This is a genomic window from Tsukamurella sp. M9C (assembly GCF_020169415.1).
Lineage (GTDB): Bacteria > Actinomycetota > Actinomycetes > Mycobacteriales > Mycobacteriaceae > Tsukamurella.
In genome coordinates this window covers 1-13,970 of sequence record NZ_JAIULG010000024.1, presented here as the reverse complement: position 1 = coordinate 13,970, position 13,970 = coordinate 1, and the positions used below count along the sequence as shown (strand labels likewise).

Below are 13,970 nucleotides of genomic sequence, written 5' to 3'. Positions count from 1 at the left end.
TGGTGGTCATCCGGCGCGCAGGGCGGGCGCGCGCAGATCGGTGGGAATGCTGCTCCGGAGCAGGGGGAGGACCTCTTCGCCGACCCGGTAGGCCTCCTCGAGGTGCGGATTGCCGGCCAGGATGAAGGCGTCGACGCCGAGCTCGCGGAGCTCGTCGAGCCGCTCGGCGACCTGCTCGTAGCTGCCGACGAGGCCGAAGGCCGGGCCGCCGCGGATCAGGCTGAAGCCGCACCACACGTTGGGCTGCACCTCGAGGTCGCGGTAGCCGGTGATGGTGGTGGGCACCCAGCCGGCGATCCGGGCGGCGCCCACGGAGTCGCCCTGCGCGGCGCGTTCGGCGGCGCCGCGGTCGACGAACGCCCAGCCCTTCTCGATCTCGGCCCAGGCGGCCTCCTCCGTGTGCCGGGCGACGACGTCGATCCGGACCGCGAACTTCGGTGTGCGGCCGAGCTTCTCCGAGTGCGCGCGCACCCCGTCGAACTTGGCGCGGAGGTCGGCGTAGGGCTCCAGCCAGGAGAGGTAGTAGTCGGCGTGCCGCCCCGCGGCCTCGACGGCCGCGCCGGAGGAGCCGGAGAAGTACACCTCGGGGAAGGACTGCTCCGCGAGCAGCGGCGGCAGCGCGGCACCGTCGGTGCGGTAGAACCGGCCGTCGTGGTGGAGGGGCTCGCCCCGCCAGACTCCGCGCAGCACGTCGAGGAACTCGCTGGTGCGGGCGTACCGGTCGTCGTGGTCCACCTTGTCGCCCCACCACAGCTGCGGGCGGCCGCCGCCCCCGCTGATGATGTTGTAGACGAGCCGGCCGCCGGTGGCGCGCTGAAGGGTCGCCGACATCCGCGCCGCCTGCACGGGATGCAGGAAGCCCGGCTGGAAGGCGACCATGAAGCGGTAGGTCTCCGATTCGGCGGCCAGGGCCGACGCGAAGGCCCACGGATCCTCGGTGACGGGGAAGCTCGGCAGCAGGCCGCCGACGAAGCCCGCCCGCTCGGAGGCGCGCACCACCGCCGCGGCGTGGTCGATGTAGGCGTAGCCGTCGGGCTCGCCGCCGCGGATCGCCGGGGCGATGTTGCCGGGGCCGATGCCCTGCGCCTCGCCCCGGTTGTAGCGGCGCGGCTCGCGCAGGGAGGCGTGGTCGCCCTCCATGCCGATGCGCCAGTAGAAGTCGACGGTCACGCGTTCGCCTCCTCGGGACGGGGCGCGCGGAGCAGGCGCGCCGACGGGTCGGTCAGGTGCAGCAGGTGCTCGCCGACGCGGTGGATCTCCTCGATGTGCGGGCGGCCGGTGAGGATCACCGTGTCGACGCCCGCCTCGGCGTACTCCCGCAGGCGGTGCGCCACCGTCGAATACGAGCCGACAAGACCGATCTCGTCGCCGAAACCGGCGGCCCGGAAGCCCGCCCAGCGCACGGCGTCGAGGCGGTCCGCCGCGTCGGGCTCCGCGCCGGCCTGGCGGGTCAGCCGGTCGGCGCGGTGCCAGGCCTCGTCGTCGGTCTCGCGGGCGATGACGGGCACCTCCAGCGCGACGCCCACCGTGCGTCCCGTCGCCGCGGCGGCGGAGCGCAGGGCGATGAGCCGGTCCTCGAGCGGCGCGTCCCGTCGCTCGGTGAAGACGTGCACGTCACCGAGGCGGGCGGACAGGGCGAGGGCGGCACCGTCGTCCCCGGCGATCTCCACGCGGGGGAAGGGCAACCCCGAAAGGATGCCGCGGAAGCCGCCGCCCGCCACGTGGAAGTGGTCGCCGTCGTACTCGAATCCCGTGCCCTCGAAGCCGTTCCCGCCCACCGGGTCGCTGTTCCACACGCCGCGTGCGACCTCGAGGAACTCGGCGGCGCGGCGGTACCGCTCCGCGCTCGCGAGCACGTCGCCGCGGGTGCGAGCCTCGTCCGCGTCGGGCTCGGCCTGCAGCCGCCAGCCGAACCGGCCGCGGGAGAGCCGCTGCAGGGTCGCGGAGACCTTGGCGGCGTACACCGGGCTGCCGAAGGTGGGGTCGAACTCCGCCGTCACCCGCAGGTGCCGGGTCGCGCGCAGGGCGGCGCCGGCGACCACCCAGGACTCGTCCCCGGCGGGGTCGCGGGGCACCAGGACCCCGTCGACCCCCGCCAGCTCGGCGGCGTCGACGGCGTCGAGCAGGTCGCGGAAGGCGGTGCGGGCGGGCGGCGTTCCCGCGCGGCGGGCGTCGCCGCGGACGGAGAGCCGCCAGTCCACGCCCGTCATCGGGTGACCCCGGCGCGCTCCGCGATGATCGCCCGGGCGCGCAGCAGTGGCTCCGGCGCGACCCAGGACTCCAGGTCGAAGTCGGCCGCGAGGAAACCGTGCGCCAGCAGGAACTGCTGCTGGCGGCCGAGCAGCTCGAGCCGGTCCTCGTCGAGCGAGGGGTGCAGGCCGGCGATCACGTGGTCGGGGTACGCGGCGGCGGCGCCCTCGGACGCGGAGCCGGTCTCGCGCTGCAGCACCGCGCGGGCCTCACCGGGGTGCTCCGCAGCCCAGTCCGCGGCGCGGAGGCTGCGCACGAGGAAGTCCGTGACCAGGTCGGGCCGCTCATCGAGCAGCGCCTGGTGCACGGTGATCGGGCGGGGCGTGCCGTTGTTCACCCGCGCCGCGCGGTCGGCGGTCGCGTCCAGGTCGACGACGGTGCGCAGCCCGTGCTCGCGCACCACGTCGCGGGCGCGGGCGCCCTTGACGTACACCGCGTCCACGTCGCCGGCGATCAGCCGGTCGACGCCCCACGTGGTGGAGCGGGCCGCGCCGACGACCTGCGGGTCGCCCTCCGCGGGGACCTCGACGAGGCGGGCGTCGGCGACGTCGAGGCCGGCGAGCCGGAGTGCGTTCCGGAAGCCGTGCAGGGCCATCGCGCGCGGGAAGCTGCGGGCGCGGTCCGCCGCCCAGGTCGGCAGCGCGAGCCGGGCGCCCCGCAGGTCCGCCGCGTCGGCGATGGGGGAGTCCGGCCGGACGACGATCGCCTGCGCCTCGTCGATCCAGGTGAGTCCGAGGAGGCGGGTCGGCGAGCCCTCCGCCCGGGCCGCGAGCGCGGGGACGTTGCCACCCTCGCGGATCAGGCCGGGGAGGTCGTGGTCGAAGTGCCGCGCCGCGACGTCGGGGGCACTGTCCTGCAGCACCCTCAGCGTGAGCCCGGCGTCGACGGCGGCGTCCGCGAGCCAGCCGCGGGCGTGCGCGACGCCGCTCGCGGTGGGCACGGGGCAGCGGGTGTACCAGAGGGTGTCGGTGAGCGTGCTGGTCATGGCCTGGCCTCTCCTCGAGGGGACGGTGTGTGCCCGCGCCCCACCCCGAGGTGGGAGAGCAGGCGGGTTCGGTAGTCGAGCGCCGCGGGGTCGGCGCGGTCGCGGGGACGGACGAGGTCGATGTCCTCGTCCAGCACGAAGGCGCCGCCGTGGAGCACGATCACCCGGTCGGCGAGGCGGACGGCCTCGTCGACGTCGTGGGTGACCATGAGGACCGCGGGACGGTGCCGCGCGACGAGATCGCCCACCAGGTCCTGCATCTGGAGCCGGGTGAGTGCGTCCAGTGCGGCGAAGGGCTCGTCGAGAAGCAGCAGCCGGGGCTCGCGCACCAGGGCCCGGGCCAGCGCGACCCGCTGGGCCTCGCCGCCGGACAGGGTGGCGGGCCACTGCCGGGCCTCCTCGCCGAGGTTGACCTCGCGGAGCGCGGCGAGCGCACGCTCGTCGGTGTCGCGGCCGCGGGGCTGGCCGACGGTGACGTTGCGCAGCACCCGCTTGTTCGGGATGAGCCGCGGCTCCTGGTAGACGGACGTGCGGGCGGGAGGGACCTCGACGGTGCCCTCGTCCGGCGCCAGCTGCCCGCTCAACAGGCGCAGCAGCGTGGTCTTGCCGGTGCCGCTGGGGCCGAGCAGCACCACGAACTCGCCGCGGTGCACGGTGAGGTCGATGTCGTCGAGGACGGTCTTGTCGTCGAAGCTCTTCCGCACCCCGGTCAGCCGGACGGCCACGGGCTCGCCGGCGCGGCGATCGGCGGCGGTGGCGGGCGACGGGCCGCGCTCGGCGAGCGGGGGCAGCGCGGATTCGGAGGCAGGCGCGCTCATCGGAACGCCACCTGTCGCCGCCACGGCATCCCGTACCGCTCCGCGACGCGGACGATCGCGTCGAAGATCAGGCCGAGGGCGCCGTAGAGCACGACGCACAGCACCATGTAGTCGGTGCGGTTGTACTCCTGCGCCAGCGTCACCAGGTAGCCGATGCCCTCCTTGGTGCCCACCTGCTCGGCCGCGATGAGGCCGGTGATGCTGATCGCGAGGCAGATCCGCAGGGCCATGAGGATCGCGGGCAGCGCCGCGGGCAGCACCACCTCGGCCACCAATCGCGGCCCGGTGAGCCCGAACTCGCGGGCCGCCTCGACGGTCTTGCGGTCGATGTTGCGGACGCCGAGGTAGGTGTAGGCGTACATCGGCGCGACGGTGGCGACCGCGATGAGCAGGACCTTGAAGACGTCGTCGATGCCGAACCAGGCGATGAACAGTGGCACCAGGGCGAGGAAGGGCACCGCGCGCACGATCTGCATCGTCGAATCCACGAGCTCCTCGCCGAGGGCCGACAGCCCGGAGATCACGCCCAGCGTCAGGCCCACGCCGACGCCGAGCAGGACGCCCGCCCCGGCACGCCGGAAGGAGGCGATGCTGAAGTCCAGCAGCTGCCCGGTCCGCGCCAGCTCGAGGAACGCGGAGCCGACCTGACCGGGGGAGGCGAGGATCTCGGGCCGGAGCAGCCCCGAAGCGGAGCCGGCCCACCAGGCGAGCACGAGCAGCGCCGGGACGAGCAGGCGCAGCGCGATCGACTGCGCACGCGAGCGCGGCCGGCTGCTGCGGACGTCGGGCACGATCAGGGCGTCGGGCACCGTCGACGCCTGGCGTCGGAGGTCGAGGACCGCCATGTCAGCGCCCCTTGCCGGCGGCCGCGCTGTATTCGGCCGCCTTGCTCCGCAGCGGGTACAGCACCTCGGAGGCGGGGACGCGGCGGCTGATGACGGCGTTGTCGGCGAACAGGTCGATCACCGACTGCAGGTCGGCCTCGTCCTCGGCCGTCGGGTAGCGCGGCACGCCGACGACCCTGTCGGAGGCGATGGCGCGGGCGAGCCGGTCGCCGGTCACGGCGCGGGGCCCGGCCTGGTCGAAGACGTTCTGGAAGGCGGCCGGATCCGTGCGCTGCCGCTCCTTGAGGCCCTGGAGCGCGGTGAGGAAGGCGGCGGCCACGTCGGGCCGGGCGTCCAGCACCGCGGTGCGGAAGGCGAGGATCGTGTGGTCGCGCGAGTCGATGGACTCCTCGGTGGCGATCTCGACGCCGCCGCGGGCCCGGGCCTCCTCGTACGGGTCGTTGAACGACGCCCACGCGTCGACCCTGCCGGTCGAGAAGGCGGCCGTCGCGTCGGAGGGCTGCAGGGCGACCCGCTCGACGCGGTCGACGGGGATCTTGGCCTGCTGCAGCGCCTTCAGCGTGATGTAGTCGCCCTTGGCGGCGGCGTTGACGGCGACGCGCTTGCCGGGGAGATCGGCGACGGAGCGGATGCCGGAGTCGGGCCGGACGATGATGCCGCTGCGGCTGCGGTCCTCGTTGTGCGCCACGGCGACGATCCGGACCGGCACGTTCTTCGACAGCGCCCCGACGACGGGGCTGTACGCGCCCTCCGAGACGTCGAGCTGGCCGGCGTTGAACAGCTTGAGGTTCGCGCTGAACGCGGGCGGGGCCTCCACCCACTCGATGCGGGCGCCGAGCGGCTTGAGGGCGTCGTCGAAGACGTGGTCGCGCTTGCCGACGGCGAGCGCACCGGCGTTCTGCGGCGCGGTCACCTTGAGCACGAAGTCGCCGGCGGCGGGCTCCTGGGACGAGCCGCCGCACGCGGTCGTTCCGACGGCCACGAGGGCGGTGATGCCGAGGGCGATGGCGCCGGCGCGGAACCGGTTGGCGGTCATGGTCGAACTCCTCACGAAGGGGAACGGATGACTGGTGAATCTAGGCGGCGAGAGGCGGCAGGCGTAGACATTGCCTTCCGGTGATCGGAATGTTTGACACCGATTTCCGGCGGACGAGCAAGAAGTTTCCCGCTCTATGGAAAATTCAGCGGGTCGTCGCTAGGGTGGCGGCGTGGAGAATTCAGGGGTGCAAACCGTCGCGCGGGCGTTCGAGATCCTCGCCTGCTTCCGCGACGGCGACGCGCTGGGTGTCTCGGAGGTCGCGCGACGGTGCGGTCTCGCCGTGAGCACCACGCACCGCCTGATGGGGAGCCTCGTCGCCGCCGGCTTCCTCGACAAGGACGGCAACCGGTACCGCGTGGGCGGCGCGCTCACCGAGTTCGGCCAGCTCGCGCACCGGCAGTACGGGGCCTACCGCGCGGAGCCGCACCTCGAACTCCTCGCCACCACCGTGGGGGCGAACGCGTCCATCGCGATCCGGCAGGCCGGGGACGCGGTGCTGGTGGCGACGAGCCGCTGGCGCGAGGCGGACGGCGATCGGCTGCAAGGGATCCGGCTCCCCGTGCACGCGAGCGCGCTGGGCAAGGCGCTGCTCGTCTGGGGCGACGCCGCCGACGACCTCTTGGAGCTCCTGCCCTACGAGGGCGGCACCGACCGTTCCGTGACCGGGCCGGACGAGCTGGCCGCCGAATTGGAGCGGACCCGGGACCGCGGCTACGCCTTCAACGACGAGGAGCTGGACGCGGGATTCCGCACCATCGGCCTCCCCGTCCTGCGCGCGGACGGCACCTGCCGGTTCGCCCTCGGCCTGCGCGGCCCGGTGGAGCTGATGACCCCCGAGCGCGTGCCGATGTACGTGGAACTCGCCAGGTCCACGGCCCGCGACATCGCCGACGCGCTCGCCTGACCCCGGCGTCGCCGGGGCCGATCACCGGCCCGAGAGAGCCGCGGATCCGGCGAGTATCGTTGCAGTCACCGTGACGTGACCAGGTGAGCAGCGCATACCCGCGGATATCGCCAGCCGGCATTGCCGCAGACATTTCTTGGAGAACAGCTATGACGAACACGCTGCCCGACGGCCGGACTCTCGACGACGCCGTCGCCGCAGGAGCCCGCGCCTACGAGCTCGACCGCGCCCATGTCTTCCACTCGTGGTCGGCGCAGGCGCAGATCACTCCCATGACGATCCTCGCCTCCGAGGGCTCCTACGTCTGGGACGGCGAGGGGCGCAAGCTCCTCGACTTCAGCTCGCAGATGGTCAATACCAACATCGGCCACCAGCACCCGAAGGTCGTCGCGGCCATCGCGGAGCAGGCCGCGAAGATCTGCACCATCGCGCCCCAGCACGTCAACGAATCCCGCAGCGAGGCCGCGCGGCTCATCGCCGAGCGCACCCCGGGCGATCTCGACAAGGTCTTCTTCACCAACGGCGGCGCCGACGCCGTGGAGCACGCCATTCGCATGGCGCGCGTGCACACCGGCCGCCGCAAGGTGCTCAGCCGCTACCGCAGCTACCACGGCGGCACCGAGCTCGCGATCAACGTCACCGGCGACACCCGCCGGTTCGCCAGCGACTTCGGCGGCGAGTCCGTCGCCCACTTCGACGGACCCTTCCTCTACCGGTCGTCCTTCTACGCCGAGACCGAGGAGCAGGAGTCGCAGCGCGCGCTCGAGCACCTGGAGCGCACCATCGTGCTCGAGGGCCCGAACACCATCGCTGCGATCATCCTCGAGTCCATCCCCGGCACCCCCGGCATCATGGTCCCGCCGCCCGGCTACCTCGCCGGCGTCCGCGAGCTGTGCACCAAGTACGGGATCGTCATGATCGCCGACGAGGTCATGGCAGGCTTCGGCCGCACCGGCAAGTGGTTCGCCATCGAGCACGCCGCCACCGCCGCCGGCCCCGTCGTCCCCGACCTGCTGACCTTCGCCAAGGGCGTGAACAGCGGCTACGTGCCGCTCGGCGGCGTCGCCATCGGCGCCGAGATCGCCGCGACCTTCGCCGACAAGCCCTACCCCGGCGGCCTCACCTACTCGGGCCACCCGCTCGCCACCGCCTCCGCGGTCGCGACGATCAACGCCATGGCAGAGGAGGGCATGGTCGAGAACGCCGCGACGATCGGCGACGAGATCATCCGGCCCACCCTCGAGGGCTTCAAGGCGAAGCACCCGTCGGTCGGCGACGTCCGCGGCGAGGGCGTCTTCTTCGCGATCGAGCTGGTCCGCGACAAGGAGACCCGCGAGCCGCTGGCGCCCTACGGCGGCAGCAGCCCCGCGATGAACGAGACCGTCGCCGCGCTGAAGAAGGGCGGCATGCTGCCCTTCGCCAACTACAACCGCATCCACGTCGTGCCGCCGTGCAACGTCTCCGCCGAGGAGGCCCGCGAGGGCCTCGCCATCATCGACGAGGCGCTGAACGTCGCGGACGCGCACACCGTCTGACCCCCGAAGAAGCCAGGAGCCCGACATGCCCGCTCTCAAGCCCGTCCTCCCCGCCGAACTGCAGGCCGGGCGTCCCGGCGTGTACGAGTTCTCGGTGCGCTCCGCGCGCCCCGTCTCGTGGGTGTGGGGTGAACTGACCTCGGACCGTCCCCTGCACTGGTGCAAGGGGATCCGCAAGATCGAGTGGACCAGCCCGCGGCCCTTCGCCGCCGGCTCCACCCGCCGCGTGCACCTCGGCCCGGGCATCAGCGCCGACGAGCTCTTCTACTCCTGGGAGGAGTCGGAGACGCTGTGCGAGAAGGCCTTCTACGTGCAGTCCGCCACCGCCCCCGGCCTGGCGCGGCTCGCGGAGAAGTACCGCGTGGAGGCGCACCCCGACGGCGGCTCGACGTTCACCTGGACGCTGCTCATCGAGCCGGTCGGCGGCGACCGCGTGATCGGCCTCAGCGGGCTCCCGGTAGGGCTCGTCGTGAAGTGGCTGCAGCGCGACACCGAGCGGTACCTCGGCTCGGCGTAGCCACCAGCACTGCAGAATCCGCACAGCCGAATCGGGTCGTGCGGATTCTGCATTTTCCGCTACTGTCGGCGTATGAACCCGGGTGGTCAGCAATCGCAGCAGGACGGATTCTTCGCCTTCCTCGACGCGGCGTTCCCCTATTTCTTCGGGGCGATCGCGATCATCGCCGTGATCAGCCTCGTCGTGCGTGGGGTCATCTGGCTGAGCAACTACAACGCCGCGGCCAGCCGGGGCGAGGACTACTTCACGCTGGAGACCGACCTGCAGGTGCAGGCGCTGCAGAGCCGCGCGCTGGGCGGTGAGCGATCGATCGAGGAGCGGCTCGCGGAGATCGACGACCTCGCGGAACGCGGCGTCATCGACGCCGACGAACGCGCCGCCGCCCGCGCGAAGATCCTTGCGGACGGCTGAGCCTCAGACCCGGATCGGGTCCAGGCCGGGCGGCAGGTCGTGATCGCCCGCGGCGCAGTCGCAGGGTGCGGCGGGATCGGTCGCGGCGATCGTCTTCGTCAGCACGTCGGTCAGCCGCGGCAGATTCGCGCGGAACTGCGCGAGCACGTCCTCGGTGCGCACACCCTCGCCGGCCTCGATGCCGGCATCCAGGTCGGTGACCAGCGCGATCGAGGCATAACAGAGCTTCAGCTCGCGGGCCAACGCCGCCTCGGGAAGGCCCGTCATGTTCACCAGGTCCCAGCCCTGCGCCGCGTACCAGCGGCTCTCGGCGCGGGTGGAGAACCGCGGGCCCTCGATGACGACCATCGTCGAATCGGCGCGGTCCGCGTGCGCCGCGGCCGCGGCGCGCAGCACGGGGCAGTACGGATCGGCGAAGCTCACGTGCACCCCGCCACCGTCGAAGTACGTGGACGGGCGGGAGAACGTCCGGTCCACGAGCTGCTCGGGGATCGCGATGGTGCCGGGGCCGGCGGCACCGTCGAGGCTCCCGACTGCGCACGGCGCGAGCACCTTGCGCACCCCGAGGCTGCGCAGCGCCCACAGGTTCGCCCGGTAGGGCACGGTGTGCGGCGAGAACTCGTGGCCCCGGCCGTGCCGGGGCAGGAAGGCCACCTGGCGACCGGCGACCTCGCCGACGGTGATCGGCGCGCTCGGCCGCCCGTACGGGGTGTCGACGGTGCGCTGTTCGCTCCCGGCGGGCAGGAAGCGGTACAGGCCCGTGCCGCCGATCACGCCGATCACGCGCGGCCTCCGAGCCGGACGCGGATGGCCTCGGCGACCTCGTCGGGTCGCCCGACCTCGAAGAACTGCTCGGAGCCGTCGCCGAGCGTCACGCACAGCCGCTGCCGGGTGCGCTTGAGCAGGCCGACCGTCTCCTCGACGATGCCGACCGCCGCGACGTGCTTGAGCTGGACGGAGAAGGGCGTGCCCTGCAGCTTCGACGCCACCCCCGCGGGGCGGAACCTCAGGTGTGTATCGGTCAGTTCGAGATGCCCCCGAACGGCGCCGGAACGCTTGCCGATTCGGAGGACGCGGGTCGCCTGCCGGCTGAGATCACTCACGCTGCCACAATAGGTCGATTCGGCTGTGGGGTTCGCGGTAGCATCGGCTATCCGTTTTCCTAAGGGTGGGGGTTCAAGATGCCGTACTTCGGTGCGATCGTGATGCTGATGTGGGTCGCCGCGCTCATCGACGTGATCGTCTCGGACGAGTACCGCGTGCGTCATCTGCCCAAGGGCGGCTGGCTGATCGTCGTCATCCTGATCCCGCTCGCCGGCTCGCTCATCTGGTTCCTGCTGGGCCGGCCGGTCGGCGCCCCCGCGGGTGGGGGCGCACCGTCGCGCGCCACGGGTTTCCCGGAGTACGAGCGTCCGGGCCGGCACATCGCGCAGTACGCGGACGACGACGACGAGTTCCTGCGGCAGTGCCGCGAGCGCGCCGAGCAGCAGCGGCGCCGGGCCAAGGAGATGGACGCCCGCAACCACTCGGAATCACCCGAGGACAAGGACTGAACGCCGCCCAGCCGCGCGGCTTGGGCAGCATCTACCGCTCCTCCCTCGCGGTGCTCCGCGCGAACCCCGGCGCGACGCTGGGGCTCTCGGTCGTGCTCATCAGCACGATCGCGGCGCTCGGCGTACTCGCCCGCCTGCCGCTCATCGGGGACCCGCGCTGGATGCCCACGGCCGACCGCGACAGCCTCCAGGTGGCGGTGGCGCTCGGCCTCTACCCTGCGGGCACGTTCCTCGTGATGATCGTGTGGATGGTGGTCAGCGTCGCCGTGACGGCGATCGGCTCCATCGTTGCGGTCCGGCACCTCGCGGGCGAGCGGACCCCGCTCCGCCTCGCTTGGCGGCAGGCCCGGCCGCGCCTCATGGCCGCCGTGGGGCTGGGTGTCCTCGATGTGGTGGTGGTCCTTGTGCCGATCGTCGTCGCTGCTGCGGCCGCGATCGCGCTCGCCGTCCGGGCCGGTCCGGAATCCGCGCACCTGACCACGATGGTGCTGTTCGCGCTCGCCGCAGTCGCCGTGCTCGCCGTCCTGCCGACGCTGGTGATCGCGGGTCCGATGCTGGTGATCGAGAAGCTGCGGCCCGTCGACGCGCTGTGGGGCGCCTTCGCCCTCCAGCGTCGCGGGTACTGGCGGCTGCTCGGCCGGGTGCTGTGCACCTACCTGCTGCTGGGTGTGGTCTCGACCGTCGTGAGCCTGCCGTTCTCGCTCGCCTCCGGGGTCCAGGGCCCGGGGGACGACCTCGCCTCCCAGAGTCTCGCCAGCCTGCTGTTCGCGACCGTCGGGTGGGTGGTCGGGCAGATCGTCGTCCTGCCCTTCCTCATCGTCACCAATGCGCAGCTCTACGCCGATCAGGTGGCGCGGTGTGAGACCGGCGTGACGGCGTAGGAGATCACGTGCGAACCGGTGGCACTGGCGCACAGTGGAATCCGTACGAGGACTGACGATCCGGGGTTCAAATCCGCGCCGTCATCGGAGCCGCCGTCGATGTGCATCGTCGGAGGTCGCGCTCGACGTGCGTGACGCGCGGCCACGCCGGGTCACCGCCAATTGCAGGTGACCGCGCCCTTGTACGAAACACACGTCACCGTGTCGTCGTTCTTCCCGTACGGATCTTTCCAAGTGACGACCTTGTCGCCCTGAGGCGATGCCCACGGCTGCCAGACCATGAGGCCGTGCATCAGCAGACCCACGAGCACGATCAATGCCGGTAGAACGCCAGGACGCCGAAGGAACGCCCTCAATAAGTCACGGAACGCGGGCTTCTCCGCGGACTCAGTCACGGTCGCGCGCCCTGATCGCGACGGCGATGCGCTCGCAGCCGAGCAGTACAGAGCCGGCGAGAACGAGGAAGACGAACGTCAGCTCGTGTGCGGTGTTCCAGGCTGCGACGCCGAGGCCTAGTACGACCATCCCCACCAGTACCGCAGCATTGAGTCGCAGCATCGCGTTATCCATGATTCGCGATCATACATACCGCGGGTTCGTGGAGCCGATGACGGGAATCGAACCCGCGCTACCTGCTTGGGAAGCAGGAGTTCTACCATTGAACTACATCGGCAGACGCGGCACCGTCGAAGAACGGGTCGCGCGTACCGGCAACATTAGCACGGGCACCGTCGGCCGCGACGGGCCATCACCACCGGTCGAAACTCTGCGCCGAGACGAAGAATCCGCGCTCGCCGCGCCGGCAGGTCACGCCCCGGGCCTCGGACACGCAGGTCATGCCGCCTGCGGTGACGCTGTGCCCGTACTGCAGGGTCTTCTGCTCGGGAACGACCATGAAGAACAGGCCCTGGTTGAAGCACGACGGGGTGAACGCGCCGCCCTTGTCCGACACGTAGCCCTTCGACAGTTGGTCGCGGGGCATCGTGCCGTGGTCGCAGTCGGCGCCGGGCGGGATGACGCTGGTTTTGAAGACCTGGCAGCCCACCGTCGAGGCGTCGAGGCCGCAGGCGATGTTGCGGCTCGGGGTGAAGAAGTACACGCCCTGGCCGTTGGCGGGCCGGTAGAGCTCGGGCGCATCGGCGACGATCCCCGCCGGCGGGGCCGTGGCCGTGGGAGAGACGGTGTCCGAGGCCGTGACCGGCACGGATACGCCGGTCTCGGGCGCCGTGACCGGCGGCGGAACGGTGCCTGTCGGCGGACCGTAGGACCCGGATCCGCACGCGGTGAGGACGGCGGCCAGGAGGGCGGGGAGCACGATCCGTGCGGGCTTCATGCCCTGTGGTCGGTCCGCGCACGGAGATCGTTACCCGTGGCAACGCTCGCGGTCCGTGTGGCCTGCCCTACGCTGAACCCGTGCTGCTCTCCGATCGCGACATCCGCGCCCATGTGGAATCCGGCCGCCTGGGGATCGATCCCTTCGACCCGCAGATGGTGCAGCCGTCCAGCGTGGACGTGCGGCTCGACGGCCTGTTCCGGGTGTTCAACAACACCCGCTACACCCACATCGACCCCAAGCAGCGGCAGGACGAGCTGACCACCCTGGTCGAACCGGACCCGGACGAGCCGTTCGTGCTGCACCCCGGCGAGTTCGTCCTCGGCTCCACGCTGGAGGTCTGCAGCCTCCCCGACGACCTAGCCGGACGCCTCGAGGGCAAGTCCTCGCTGGGCCGCCTCGGCCTGCTCACGCACTCGACCGCGGGCTTCATCGATCCCGGCTTCTCCGGCCACATCACGCTGGAGCTGTCGAACGTCGCGAACCTGCCGATCACGCTGTGGCCGGGCATGAAGATCGGCCAGCTGTGCCTGTTCCGGCTCACCAGCCCGGCCGAGAACCCCTACGGCAGCTCCGCCGTGGGCTCGAAGTACCAGGGCCAGCGCGGCCCGACGCCCTCGAAGGCGTACCTCAACTTCCAGAGCTGATCGCCCGGCGGGCTCGCCGCCGAATGTCCGGTCATCCGTTCTCACGATCGTGAGGACGAATGACCGGACGTGCTCGTCTCAGTCGGCGGAGTGCCGGCCCCGGCGCGACGGGGGGTCCTGCGCGGGCGGATCCGGCAGCACCGGCGGGCGCGGATTCTTCGTCTCGGCGCAGAGTTTCGACCGGTGGTGATGGCCCGTCGCGGCCGACGGTGCCCGTGCTAATGTTGCCGGTACGCGCGACCCGTTCTTCGA

At 72.0% G+C, this 13,970-nt stretch carries 17 protein-coding genes and 1 tRNA gene; 7 read left to right on the top strand and 11 right to left on the bottom strand.

The annotated features are described in order from the left end of the window. Positions 1-6: 6 nt before the first annotated feature. From LB823_RS13140 to LB823_RS13115, 6 genes are read right to left on the bottom strand one after another with little or no spacing between them, the layout of a single operon-like run. Complete coding sequence (locus LB823_RS13140; protein WP_224647687.1) at positions 7-1,170, bottom strand: LLM class flavin-dependent oxidoreductase; 1,164 nt, start codon at positions 1,168-1,170, stop codon at positions 7-9. Beyond that, complete coding sequence (locus LB823_RS13135) at positions 1,167-2,210, bottom strand: LLM class flavin-dependent oxidoreductase (RefSeq protein ID WP_224647686.1); 1,044 nt, start codon at positions 2,208-2,210, stop codon at positions 1,167-1,169. The genes LB823_RS13140 and LB823_RS13135 overlap by 4 nt, the downstream gene beginning before the upstream one ends. Then, on the bottom strand, positions 2,207-3,235 hold the full coding sequence (locus tag LB823_RS13130) for an ABC transporter substrate-binding protein (RefSeq protein WP_224647685.1): 1,029 nt from the start codon (positions 3,233-3,235) through the stop codon (positions 2,207-2,209). Before LB823_RS13130 ends, LB823_RS13135 begins: the two co-directional genes overlap by 4 nt. Continuing rightward, a complete protein-coding gene (locus LB823_RS13125) occupies positions 3,232-4,053 on the bottom strand; it encodes an ABC transporter ATP-binding protein (protein WP_224647684.1) in 822 nt (273 codons plus the stop codon). Before LB823_RS13125 ends, LB823_RS13130 begins: the two co-directional genes overlap by 4 nt. Beyond that, positions 4,050-4,898, bottom strand: a complete 849-nt coding sequence (locus LB823_RS13120) for an ABC transporter permease (protein WP_224647683.1) — start codon at positions 4,896-4,898, stop codon at positions 4,050-4,052. Before LB823_RS13120 ends, LB823_RS13125 begins: the two co-directional genes overlap by 4 nt. Before the next feature lies 1 nt (position 4,899). After that, positions 4,900-5,934, bottom strand: coding sequence for an NrtA/SsuA/CpmA family ABC transporter substrate-binding protein (locus tag LB823_RS13115; RefSeq protein WP_224647682.1), 1,035 nt, complete (start codon positions 5,932-5,934; stop codon positions 4,900-4,902). Positions 5,935-6,106: 172 nt separating this feature from the next. Here LB823_RS13115 and LB823_RS13110 point away from each other — a divergent pair, with 172 nt between their 5' ends. The 4 genes from LB823_RS13110 to LB823_RS13095 all read left to right on the top strand — a co-directional run bounded on the left by LB823_RS13110 (position 6,107) and on the right by LB823_RS13095 (position 9,304). Further along, positions 6,107-6,841: an IclR family transcriptional regulator gene (locus LB823_RS13110; RefSeq protein ID WP_224647681.1), complete on the top strand. Its 735-nt coding sequence runs from the start codon at positions 6,107-6,109 to the stop codon at positions 6,839-6,841. 149 nt (positions 6,842-6,990) lie between these two features. Beyond that, positions 6,991-8,376, top strand: a complete 1,386-nt coding sequence (locus tag LB823_RS13105) for an aspartate aminotransferase family protein (protein ID WP_224647680.1) — start codon at positions 6,991-6,993, stop codon at positions 8,374-8,376. 25 nt (positions 8,377-8,401) lie between these two features. Then, positions 8,402-8,893, top strand: coding sequence for an SRPBCC family protein (locus LB823_RS13100; RefSeq protein WP_224647679.1), 492 nt, complete (start codon positions 8,402-8,404; stop codon positions 8,891-8,893). A 72-nt stretch (positions 8,894-8,965) separates the two neighbouring features. Further along, positions 8,966-9,304 carry a hypothetical protein gene (locus LB823_RS13095; protein ID WP_224647678.1) on the top strand — a complete coding sequence of 113 codons (339 nt, stop codon included), beginning with the start codon at positions 8,966-8,968 and terminating at the stop codon, positions 9,302-9,304. 3 nt (positions 9,305-9,307) lie between these two features. Here the strand turns inward: LB823_RS13095 and LB823_RS13090 are convergent, their stop codons facing one another. Both LB823_RS13090 and LB823_RS13085 read right to left on the bottom strand, forming a co-directional pair. Further along, positions 9,308-10,087 (bottom strand): S-methyl-5'-thioadenosine phosphorylase, encoded by a 780-nt coding sequence (locus tag LB823_RS13090; RefSeq protein ID WP_374201318.1) that lies wholly within the window; start codon positions 10,085-10,087, stop codon positions 9,308-9,310. Then, positions 10,084-10,407, bottom strand: a complete 324-nt coding sequence (locus LB823_RS13085) for a hypothetical protein (RefSeq protein WP_224647677.1) — start codon at positions 10,405-10,407, stop codon at positions 10,084-10,086. Before LB823_RS13085 ends, LB823_RS13090 begins: the two co-directional genes overlap by 4 nt. Positions 10,408-10,485: 78 nt before the next feature. Here LB823_RS13085 and LB823_RS13080 point away from each other — a divergent pair, with 78 nt between their 5' ends. Further along, on the top strand, positions 10,486-10,857 hold the full coding sequence (locus tag LB823_RS13080) for a PLD nuclease N-terminal domain-containing protein (RefSeq protein WP_224647676.1): 372 nt from the start codon (positions 10,486-10,488) through the stop codon (positions 10,855-10,857). 20 nt (positions 10,858-10,877) lie between these two features. Next, positions 10,878-11,738: a hypothetical protein gene (locus LB823_RS13075; protein ID WP_224647675.1), complete on the top strand. Its 861-nt coding sequence runs from the start codon at positions 10,878-10,880 to the stop codon at positions 11,736-11,738. Between the two features lie 387 nt (positions 11,739-12,125). Here LB823_RS13075 and LB823_RS13070 read toward each other — a convergent pair whose 3' ends face one another. From LB823_RS13070 to LB823_RS13060, 3 genes are all read right to left on the bottom strand, one after another. Continuing rightward, positions 12,126-12,308: a hypothetical protein gene (locus tag LB823_RS13070; protein WP_224647674.1), complete on the bottom strand. Its 183-nt coding sequence runs from the start codon at positions 12,306-12,308 to the stop codon at positions 12,126-12,128. Positions 12,309-12,337: 29 nt separating this feature from the next. Further along, positions 12,338-12,411: transfer RNA gene (locus LB823_RS13065), tRNA-Gly, on the bottom strand. Positions 12,412-12,486: 75 nt separating this feature from the next. Continuing rightward, entirely contained in the window at positions 12,487-13,071 is a 585-nt protein-coding gene (locus tag LB823_RS13060) for a hypothetical protein (RefSeq protein WP_224647673.1), read from the bottom strand. An 80-nt stretch (positions 13,072-13,151) separates the two neighbouring features. Between LB823_RS13060 and dcd the strand changes: the two genes are divergently transcribed. Next, positions 13,152-13,718, top strand: coding sequence for a dCTP deaminase (dcd, locus tag LB823_RS13055; RefSeq protein ID WP_224647672.1), 567 nt, complete (start codon positions 13,152-13,154; stop codon positions 13,716-13,718). The last annotated feature ends 252 nt before the right edge of the window (positions 13,719-13,970 follow it).

Coding starts and splice junctions, on each gene's coding strand:
- LB823_RS13135 (WP_224647686.1), bottom strand. CDS start 2,210: ATGACGGGCGTGGACTGGCGGCTCTCCGTCCGCGGCGACGCCCGCCGC.
- LB823_RS13130 (WP_224647685.1), bottom strand. CDS start 3,235: ATGACCAGCACGCTCACCGACACCCTCTGGTACACCCGCTGCCCCGTG.
- LB823_RS13125 (WP_224647684.1), bottom strand. CDS start 4,053: ATGAGCGCGCCTGCCTCCGAATCCGCGCTGCCCCCGCTCGCCGAGCGC.
- LB823_RS13120 (WP_224647683.1), bottom strand. CDS start 4,898: ATGGCGGTCCTCGACCTCCGACGCCAGGCGTCGACGGTGCCCGACGCC.
- LB823_RS13115 (WP_224647682.1), bottom strand. CDS start 5,934: ATGACCGCCAACCGGTTCCGCGCCGGCGCCATCGCCCTCGGCATCACC.
- LB823_RS13105 (WP_224647680.1), top strand. CDS start 6,991: ATGACGAACACGCTGCCCGACGGCCGGACTCTCGACGACGCCGTCGCC.
- LB823_RS13100 (WP_224647679.1), top strand. CDS start 8,402: ATGCCCGCTCTCAAGCCCGTCCTCCCCGCCGAACTGCAGGCCGGGCGT.
- LB823_RS13095 (WP_224647678.1), top strand. CDS start 8,966: ATGAACCCGGGTGGTCAGCAATCGCAGCAGGACGGATTCTTCGCCTTC.
- LB823_RS13080 (WP_224647676.1), top strand. CDS start 10,486: ATGCCGTACTTCGGTGCGATCGTGATGCTGATGTGGGTCGCCGCGCTC.
- LB823_RS13070 (WP_224647674.1), bottom strand. CDS start 12,308: ATGGATAACGCGATGCTGCGACTCAATGCTGCGGTACTGGTGGGGATG.
- LB823_RS13060 (WP_224647673.1), bottom strand. CDS start 13,071: ATGAAGCCCGCACGGATCGTGCTCCCCGCCCTCCTGGCCGCCGTCCTC.